Raw genomic sequence first — 9,320 nt, forward strand, 5'->3', positions numbered from 1 at the left:
AATTGGAGATTTCAATCCACGCTCCCAATTAAGGGAGCGACGATATGCTTTGCTCTCCTTTGCTCCCAGTTAGTTATTTCAATCCACGCTCCCAATTAAGGGAGCGACGGGGCAAACAGGCTGAAAACTTAGCAGAGTACATATTTCAATCCACGCTCCCAATTAAGGGAGCGACGTGTCATACTCTCGTTGCTCTGCATAAGGCGGCATTTCAATCCACGCTCCCAATTAAGGGAGCGACTGCGAGATATAGATATTGTGACTATTTGAACACTACATATTGATCTTATAGCCACAGTAATACTTTGCTCGTGTGTTTATTTTAACTTATTTGGGGAGGATATCTTTAAAATTTTGCGCGAACGATCCTGTATTTTTATGTTCTCTTATAGTTCGCCGTTTAAAAAATCAAAGGCTTATCAACTTTTATTGCAGACTTAGCGCCAACATGTTTTATTTTGGTATCATGATTTTTACCTAATCGGTAATAACGCAAACTATCAACTGAAGAATCTATAATTTCTTCTAGCGCTGTTTCCAGTTGTTTTAATTGAGTACTATCGACCATACATTCAAATACAGAGTTTTGCACACGCACACCATATTCTTCGCATTTTTTAGCCACTTTGCGCAAACGTTTTTTTCCATTTTCAGTATAGGATTGCACATCGTATGTTATTAAAACTAACATGTTATCACCTACCTTATTAAAATAGGGGGGTATTCATCAAGATCCCCGCGTAAATAACGAGCTAATAATAACGCTTGGACGTGAGGTATTAATCCCCAAGACACTTTTTCCTTTAAATAAGGATGGGTTACCTCTTCCTGTTTTTCCTTTTGCCATAGTTGTAAAAAGTTACGGCGAGCATCGTTTGTGAGGATCACTGCCTTATTTTCTTTAGTAACAAAATCATTACTATTTACCTGTTTACGATTGATCATTTTCAAAACAAATCTATCGGCGATGATTGATCGTAATTCTTCCATTATATCCAGCGCTAACGATGTTCTGCCTGGTCTGTCACGATGTAAAAATCCTACATACGAATCGAGCCCGACTCCTTCAAGTGCCGAAGCAGATTCTGATGCGAGCAAAGAATAGACAAAAGAAAGTAAAGCATTAACAGGATCCAAGGGAGGTCTTCGATTACGTTCGCTAAAGAAAAATACATCTTTTTGCTGTAAAATACACGCTTCAAATACACTGTAATAAGCATTTGCCGCATTTCCTTCAATACCACGCAATTCATCTAAATGATTACAATTCATGGCATCTATTCTTGAATCACGCAGCCTATCGATAATTTGATTCATATGGTTGACATCAACTCTTAACGCATGATCTCTGATTGTCCTTTTCAACAATTGTTCACTATTAAAAATTTTTCCTACAACCATATGTCTGGCGATTTTAGCGCTTTCGTCTTCATTATCGGATATACGATACTGTTTTTTTCTCAAGGTAACATTACCATTTATTTTTCCGGTTAAACGACCGCGGAAGCGACCGCTGCTGGTGAAAAACGTTAAGTTTATGTTTTTCTCCATACATTCACTCATTAGTGCAGGACTTGCACCCTGATGTCCAAAAGTACTTATTGCTTCGATGTTATGAAGCGGAATACGGGCAATAGATTCATTATTTTTCAGCAAGTTGACATTTTTTCCTTTCAAAGCTAAATACATATCAGGTTCAGAAACATATACAGTGTTTAATAATTGTTTCAATCTGTCAACATCCTATTCATATACGTGGATACTTTCTCTCTTTCCAATAATTTTGGCAAACATATATCCTGCAGTGAGCAACGCAGACAATGTTTACCTGTCTTTACTCGAGGAGTGTGTCTTCTCTTATAATAATGATGCATTTCTTGTATCATTGTTACGGCTCGCTGTTTCATGTCCTCAGTTATTGTTAAATTTTCACGATGTTTCGTTTGATTATAAAAAAGTGCCGCTTCATGAATAGTAGTTGCTAGCATTTCCTCAAGACATATGACCTGAGCGACTAATTGTTGAATATCAGCATTATGCTTTTTTGGTTTTCCGCGTTTATACTCAATTGGTTTAACACGATAAAAACCTTCTTCCTGATTGAGTGGGATACCATCGTTATCCCGAATGAATTCAACCATGTCGCATACACCACTAATGCCGAGTTCTCTTGAATGAACAGGTAATGCACGGACATAAATGGTTTCTCCTCTTTTTTCACGTACAAAAGGGTCATCTGCTTTTTCGTGAAGATTATTCCCTTCGACTGTTAGTACATTTTCTTTCCACTCCTGTTCAATATGAATCAATGCCCATTGTCTTTTACAGAAGACAAAATGCTGTATGCCGGATAATAATAGATAGTCATCTTCCTTATAGTCCGTCATATTCTTCGACAGCCAATCCGTCTAATGTACTAACTGTAATCTCATAATTTTCAATTGATTGAGGTAAATCATCTTTTACTCGACTTACATCTACTGTGCGATGTACCGCAGCAGAAGAATATTGTCCTAATTTCGAAGTATGCTCCCACCAAAGAACTTTGTTTACTTCCATACTGCCATCAGGTCTTGCAGAAGAAGCATCATTTGCAAATAACGTTTTTAACGCTTCTTTGAGTTTTTCAGCATCTTCATACGTGAATCCTGTTTGTTCAGCAAGTTGTGGATTGATGCTGCCATAAAAGACATAGACCCCAAAATCGACTCGATGTTTGGTTCCCATAGTATCTGATGTTTTTTGACCCGGATCTTTCTCGTTAGTTGTTGAATTAGCACTTTTTGTTATTTGCATACTTGATATATCAACTGGATCAATACTTGTTGCTGTGTGAATCGATACAGGTCCTCTTATTCCTATAGACATCTTAGTCCCTTTAAAGGCAAATACTTGTCCAAATGCGCGCACATCATACCAGGTGTTACTGGCCAGCATTTCCGCTGTTTGCTCATCAGTTCCAGAAGCTTTAGATTTTGTTAGTAGCTTTTTCAGTTCTTCCACAGAATCAACACGATCTTTAATACTGCGATATTCATCCGATCTCCTTTCATCTGACTGTACGAGTATCGATTCCCCCTCATCTTGCAAACGGTTTCTTAACTTTCTTTTAAGAGCTACATCTGATACTTCCCCATGTCCATAAAAATCCTGGCGAGGTCTGTTACCGTTGAGTGGATCACCATTTGGATTAGCTTTATCAACTGTAAATACAACTGCGAAATCAATCTTATGCTTTAATGCCGTCATTGTTATTTTCCTCCTTTTTTGTATACAGGTCCTGAATTTGGCTGCTGTAGCCAAGTAAAAACACGGGTTTGAGTGAATCGTCGGTCATTTGTTCAGTATTTAATTTGTTTTCAACTTGCTGCAGAAGCATTGCGTAGTACCCGATATTATCACTTGAATTTTGAAAATAATGAGATAATTGTTTTCGGATTACCATCCATGTCCGCGCCGGATGTTGTGTAAAAGCATTGAAATATCGGGTTGCATTGGTAGCTCTTTTTTCATCACGTTTTTCAAGAACTCTTCTTTCCATAACTTCAGCAATCCCAAGCAAACGACCAAATAAATAATCACGTGAATGATTGTCTTTCTGTAATGCCACTGTGTATCCCTCACTTTCATATTGTTTATTAATGAGTGCACATGCAATATGGAGTGTTGCCTGCCATGATTCATTAGAATTGGTAAAACTGAACGGATTTTTAACTCGATTAAAGATAATTCGTAAAATATCTTTCGGAATCGGTTTTTGTTCGATAATACAAGGAAGTAATCGCGTATATAAATCTTTTTTAATTCGGCTGTCTGCTTTGCTACCATAAACGGCCTCAGCAATACGATAAGTAGATGGTGTGCCGACATAGGACTTTAGTCTGTTTGTGCTCTCTTCATTATATGTCTGTAACCATCGGCAAGACTTGTGCCACTCAAGAATAGCTTTATAGAATAGATAAGCTCTAATTTGCTGGTAGTAGACAATGGCTAAACGCCCGCTGGTAGCTGCATCAAGAGCCATAACAATAATATGATCAAGATTTTCTTTGTTGAGATGATGATTAACGCCCTGTAATGCTTTATTGAGTTCTTCACTTACAAGGTCCTCAGTTAAAGCTTGTTCTTCTCCTAATTTTTGTAGACTTTCAGAAAAAAGATCTTCATCCATCAATTCACTTGTACTGTCAAAAGGATCAGGTACATCTGGTTGTTCTAAACCAAAAGAGACAAAGTAACGTGAATCAATATACGTTCCCTGCCTTTGGATGAGCCATCTTAATGCATGGTGAGACTTTTGTGATACATCATAGCCTACTTGTACCGCTTCTGTCGCCTCAGCAAAACGACCACGGTAAGTATATCCTGAACTATCATTAGCTGAGATTAATTTAGCCATATCACCGGCATTTCTAATGCGAGATCCATGCTGAGTCGTTACGGTTGTATATTCTCCAGTAACATAGCACAAACCTCGTTCCTGTTCATATGTCCCTTCTAAAAAGTCTATAAAATTATCAAATAGGTTACGATCTTCCCATACAACAGGATCTTCCGGTGATTCATGTAACACATCAAACCGAACAAAAGCTGAAAGTGGGCTACCTGGGACTAATTTATAGATTTCCGGTTTTTCATCTTTTTGATCGTTTGGCCATTTATCAAGCACTTGTTGGTTTTCATCAATAGGAAGAATACTTTCGTTAACTAAATCGTGTATCACATTCCCCTTTGAAATATACGAATAAATAGTCTTGATTTTTTGCGGAGCATTTACTGATCCAGCCCATTTTTTCATTTGCTTACAATAAACATCGAAATGTTCTTTTTGCTTTTTTGGTCCTCCAAAATCTAGAAAATCTCCGGCGACATATTGCAATTTGTCATGGATATAATGCGGTGCAATTTTAGCGCCACTCCTATTTGCCGAATCTGTTGTGGCCGGCACAATCGTTCGTGAATTTTCTTTGTCAACGACTTTTGCGCTTTTAAATTCACCATCCAATGTGATAAGTATCTCTATCTGGGCACTCTGCATGACATGTGAAACAGGCAGCAATGTTATGCGCTGGTTCCGCCGTTCTTCAAATTTTCCGACGTGTGATTCATTGCGTTTATAAACATCAGCTAATTGCTGCATCCAACTCATTGGTCCACCTCCTTGAATACTGTTTTATATTCGTCATCAACTGGTGTGAAATTAGTTCCCTGCTTAAATGGTTTCATGTGATCCTTGTGTATGGTTCTAACAATTTCACAATTTTCGGGTCGTTCGAAGGAGATAGTACCGTTCTTCATGGTTGGCACCCATAAACGTGCCTCAAGTGATTCTTGGTTACCTTCATCTGGATATGTGAAGCCATGAAACATCGGGCCAAAACTAATTTCTCCGTAATTATCATAAAAGCTTTCTCCATCACCAAAAGTACACTCTTCAACATACCCCTGGCATTCTCTTGTTCCTAAGTAGACATCTCTTCGTCCACCTCTTTTAACCGAACGCTTTGCGATATTATGATGCTTGTGTTCGTTACGGTCATAGGCGAGATCCGACCTGTTCTTATTAAATTCAAAATGAGCCCGGACTTGGTACGCTGGGTGGCGTAAATACGTATAGTACATTAAATCATTTTCATCATTTTGATATTTTATTGGACGAACAGCCTTTACTTCCGTTTGAATTGCCTTCATCACACGAACTTTATCGATATACCATGTAATAGTAGGTTTCCAATAAATCGATTCGACAATTCCTTTCAATGCCTGATACGTTGGTACTTGATACGTAAATTTTTCTCCCCCAATCCGTGTCACAGGATCGGTGAATAGAGCATATTTACCATGGACAATAAATTCAATTTGATTTCTCATTAGTTTTCACCTCCTTAAAAGGTATAATTATCCAGTGCTGCTTTTCCTTCTAATGTGACGCCGTATTGTTCATTATAAGCCTTATCATTCAGACAATAAATCGCTTCATTAAAAAGCGGTGTAATTAGATTTTCAGAACCCAATGTCTGCAATTCATGATCGTAAAGATTAACACTGTATTGCTGGGCTTGTTTCATCAATTGGTTAAATAGTGCATGGTCTTGTATGTCTTCATTTAAACGAGCAATGATATCTTTACCCTCTCCAAATGGCACCAGAACCCCCGTGGTAGGTGAGGCTATTGCTTCAAAATAACGTTCTATTGTTTTAAACATCCCCGTAGATTTTGTCTGAGGTCGCTTTTTCGATGCAAACGATCCATTAAGCATTGTTATTAATTCATAATCCAACCCTTTTGGAGTTTTCAAAATTTCACGCTTAGCTTGTGCTTGAAAATGTGTGAAGTACCTCTTAATTGTTTTAGGACTAAGTAAATGGTCAGCATACTGTGGATTAGACAGGATATAATTTTCTGTCACTTCCCCACCAATGCGGATTTCAGGCAGTTTTGACAGATGTTCATCTTTTGCACGTATAAGATAAACATCCCCTGTTTCTACTTCTTTATTTCGATTACAACGTCCTGCTGCTTGGGCAATTGAATCTAAACCGGCTAAAGACCTAATGACAGATTCAAAGCTAATATCAACACCAGCTTCAATAAGCTGCGTACTGATGCAAATAACTTTTTCGTTCCCTAATTTATGTTTAATATCTGTCAGTTTTTCCTTGCGATGCGCGGGACACATCGATGTACTTAAGTGGACAGCATAAGCTTCTTTATGTTCTGCCAGCCGTTCGTACAACTTTCTGACCGCTGTTTTCGTATTTAATATAATCAATACAGAGTCCAATCTCTGTATAAGCTGCTCAACAAAATTACCTATTTGATCTGTGTCCCAGCCATCAGGCTCTACCTTATTATGAAAAGACACCCTTTTAAATGCCTCTACCGTTTCACTAAGGTTTGGTACCATTTCCGTATTGTCTTCTAAAACAATCGGAAGGTCCATCTTATCCACTGCAGGCTGTGTAGCCGTACACAACACAATACTGCTATTACCTACTGTATGAAGAAAATTAACTGCTGTATTGAATAATTCAATATGTTGATAGGGGACTGATTGCACTTCGTCAAAAACAATAACCGAATTAGTTAGGTTATGTAATCGGCGGCTTTTTCGCGTTCCTTTTTGAAAAAAGGCGTCCAAAAATTGTACCATTGTGGTAAAAATAATCGGATAATCCCAGTTGTCCCTCCCTAATTGTAGTTGTTTGTGGTTATTTATTCGATAATAATCCATTTCGTCATCTAAGTTATCATCGTCTAACACATTGGCATGATGCTCAAGTACGGCATCTGGCTGCTTAATAATATTTCTCACGGCTTCTGCATTTTGCTCCAGAATCGTTGTGTAGGGTACAACATAAATGATCCGTGATTTATGATGAATTTGCGCATGTTTTAGTGCATAGCGGAGGCTCGCAAAGGTTTTCCCACCACCGGTTGGAATGGTTAATGTATAGATGGCGGAAGGCTCGTCTGCGAACTGATCACAGTTTTCCGAGAGTTCATTCCGCAATTGATTGATTGGGGTCACTTGATGATGTTCCCATTTAGAAACCTGGGCGATAAGCTCATTATATCCATCCCTGAATACGTTTTTATCTTTTGATAAATTACTTTCTTCATTTTCTTCAAAACGTCTGGTGTTAGTACGATCAGCATCAACCAAACAACTAAATACTAATTTTTGCATCAGATTCAAATAGACAATGGGCTTTGTAAGCGGTTTTATTTTTCCGCTGTATTCCCGAAACTCGTTTGTTGCCTCTTCGACAAGAGCTTTCACTCTCTCTGCATTTCCTTTAATCGATTCAAAATTTCGAACTACTTCACTGTAGTGAGGCAATTCTTCATTGGTCACGCGCCTTAAATAATCAGACGGTTTAAAATCAAGTTGTACGAAATTCTGTAATCCTGAATGATGGGATAAAATCGCCATTCCAACTGTTTCAATCACATAATTCTGAAGTGCATTTTTGTTATAATAATTATCATATAAGTATTTTGCGCCTGCAGTTGAATGATCGATTTTGTTTCTGCTGACTTCTTGTTTGAACACGGCATTTTTTAAATACGTTGTAAAGTGTTGTGTGAATTTACCCATATCATGTAAAAGTCCTGCCAGTTCCGCATGAGCACCCAAATCTACAGCGTCCCCATATTGACGTGCAATTAAAGATACGTCTTCCAAGTGAGTTTGAACAGATTGTTCAGCAAAATCACTGTTCCTAATATGAGCTAATAGCAATTAACCACCTCCAAGAATAATTAACTTTATTAAAAATCAATATTTTTAGGAAATATTGACTACGACCATTATAACCAATTTCATACAATTTGGATAGAAAAAACATGTAAAATATGCCAAATTTTTTAGGGGGTGAAATTTAGCGGATTGTACATTTTTATATGCCATTTTAGTTTTTTGACATCATAAAACTATTTTGAAACATAAATTGAACAACAACTTTATTTGACCACATTCTTACTAATTGGTCACAAATATTCGTTCTGGAATTGAAGTATAAACACTAATAATTGGTGGTGTACAAAGGTAGGTAAATGCCTGAAAGTAATAATGGAGTATGGGCGGCATAATGAAATATAGGGTTTTGAAACTTTGCTATATCAACGTTCATAACCGTTCTAACTAATTTTAGTGTCTGAAAAAAACCGATATTAGTTGGTAAGAGCTTAGAGAGATTCCCATTAAGCACCGACAAACAAGCTTATTTGGCATCCAAGAATTATATGAGATGGAATCTACCCAAAAATATGAGGCCATTATTTCTGCGATTGATCTGGATGCCATAAGCTTGGGATGACATCTATAAGCGACGTTCGGCAGTTGAGCGAGTCAATGCGTACTTAAAGGAATTTTTTCCACTCAACAATGTTTGTAATCGCACAGGAAAACGCGCCAAAGTTCATTTTGATATCGTTACCTTGATGTATAATGCTTAAAAATTAGCTGTAGATCGTATCAACGAAGACTTAAGTCAACAACAAACTGTTTAATCAGGATTGGAATGTCAACACTAAACTGAACAAATTTTTAAAGGTGCATCAACTTGTATTCAGACGGTGTTAAGTAATCTAATGATTCATGAATCCGAATATTGTTAAACCAATTCACATAATCGAAAAGCTCATAGTCAAGTTCATGTTGGCAAGTGAATACACGGCCATAAACGAATTCCGTCTTGATTGTTTTAAATATTGCCTCCGCAACGGCGTTATCGTACGGTGTGCCCCTGTTACTAAGGGATCTTTCGATGTCAAATGTCTCTAATGCCTGGTCGATGAGCTTGTTCTTAAACTC

At 37.6% G+C, this 9,320-nt stretch carries 8 protein-coding genes and 1 pseudogene; 1 reads left to right on the forward strand and 8 read right to left on the reverse strand.

Annotated elements, in window-relative coordinates:
- Positions 1 to 400: 400 nt before the first annotated feature.
- From cas2 to BM195_RS17440, 7 genes are read right to left on the reverse strand one after another with little or no spacing between them, the layout of a single operon-like run.
- On the reverse strand, positions 401 to 691 hold the full coding sequence (cas2, locus tag BM195_RS17410) for a CRISPR-associated endonuclease Cas2 (protein WP_090241451.1): 291 nt from the start codon (positions 689 to 691) through the stop codon (positions 401 to 403).
- Between the two features lie 8 nt (positions 692 to 699).
- Positions 700 to 1,731: a type I-C CRISPR-associated endonuclease Cas1c gene (gene cas1c, locus BM195_RS17415; RefSeq protein WP_090241454.1), complete on the reverse strand. Its 1,032-nt coding sequence runs from the start codon at positions 1,729 to 1,731 to the stop codon at positions 700 to 702.
- Positions 1,728 to 2,387: a CRISPR-associated protein Cas4 gene (cas4, locus tag BM195_RS17420; protein WP_090241456.1), complete on the reverse strand. Its 660-nt coding sequence runs from the start codon at positions 2,385 to 2,387 to the stop codon at positions 1,728 to 1,730. The genes cas1c and cas4 overlap by 4 nt, the downstream gene beginning before the upstream one ends.
- Positions 2,374 to 3,249 (reverse strand): type I-C CRISPR-associated protein Cas7/Csd2, encoded by an 876-nt coding sequence (gene cas7c / locus BM195_RS17425; RefSeq protein WP_090241458.1) that lies wholly within the window; start codon positions 3,247 to 3,249, stop codon positions 2,374 to 2,376. The genes cas4 and cas7c overlap by 14 nt, the downstream gene beginning before the upstream one ends.
- Positions 3,230 to 5,149, reverse strand: a complete 1,920-nt coding sequence (gene cas8c / locus BM195_RS17430) for a type I-C CRISPR-associated protein Cas8c/Csd1 (RefSeq protein WP_090241460.1) — start codon at positions 5,147 to 5,149, stop codon at positions 3,230 to 3,232. Before cas8c ends, cas7c begins: the two co-directional genes overlap by 20 nt.
- The gene (gene cas5c / locus BM195_RS17435) at positions 5,146 to 5,871 is read right to left on the reverse strand and encodes a type I-C CRISPR-associated protein Cas5c (protein WP_090241463.1); all 726 of its coding nucleotides are present in this window, start codon (positions 5,869 to 5,871) and stop codon (positions 5,146 to 5,148) included. The genes cas8c and cas5c overlap by 4 nt, the downstream gene beginning before the upstream one ends.
- A gap of 14 nt (positions 5,872 to 5,885) precedes the next feature.
- On the reverse strand, positions 5,886 to 8,246 hold the full coding sequence (locus BM195_RS17440) for a CRISPR-associated helicase/endonuclease Cas3 (protein ID WP_090241466.1): 2,361 nt from the start codon (positions 8,244 to 8,246) through the stop codon (positions 5,886 to 5,888).
- A gap of 566 nt (positions 8,247 to 8,812) precedes the next feature.
- On the opposite strand from BM195_RS17440, the pseudogene BM195_RS18155 reads away from it, so the two are divergent.
- Positions 8,813 to 8,962: pseudogene (locus BM195_RS18155) on the forward strand (transposase); the annotation flags it as partial.
- A gap of 91 nt (positions 8,963 to 9,053) precedes the next feature.
- Here the strand turns inward: BM195_RS18155 and BM195_RS17445 are convergent.
- The coding region (locus tag BM195_RS17445; protein WP_139224023.1) for an IS3 family transposase at positions 9,054 to 9,320 on the reverse strand (267 nt) is incomplete at its 5' end.

The sequence above is a fragment of the Lentibacillus halodurans genome (assembly GCF_900112045.1).
Classification (GTDB): Bacteria; Bacillota; Bacilli; order Bacillales; family Amphibacillaceae; genus Lentibacillus; species Lentibacillus halodurans.

Bases quoted from the DNA above. Each gene is read 5' to 3' on its own strand.
- cas2 (WP_090241451.1), bottom strand. From the start codon at position 691: ATGTTAGTTTTAATAACATACGATGTGCAATCCTATACTGAAAATGGA.
- cas8c (WP_090241460.1), bottom strand. From the start codon at position 5,149: ATGAGTTGGATGCAGCAATTAGCTGATGTTTATAAACGCAATGAATCA.
- cas7c (WP_090241458.1), bottom strand. From the start codon at position 3,249: ATGACGGCATTAAAGCATAAGATTGATTTCGCAGTTGTATTTACAGTT.
- cas4 (WP_090241456.1), bottom strand. From the start codon at position 2,387: ATGACGGACTATAAGGAAGATGACTATCTATTATTATCCGGCATACAG.
- cas5c (WP_090241463.1), bottom strand. From the start codon at position 5,871: ATGAGAAATCAAATTGAATTTATTGTCCATGGTAAATATGCTCTATTC.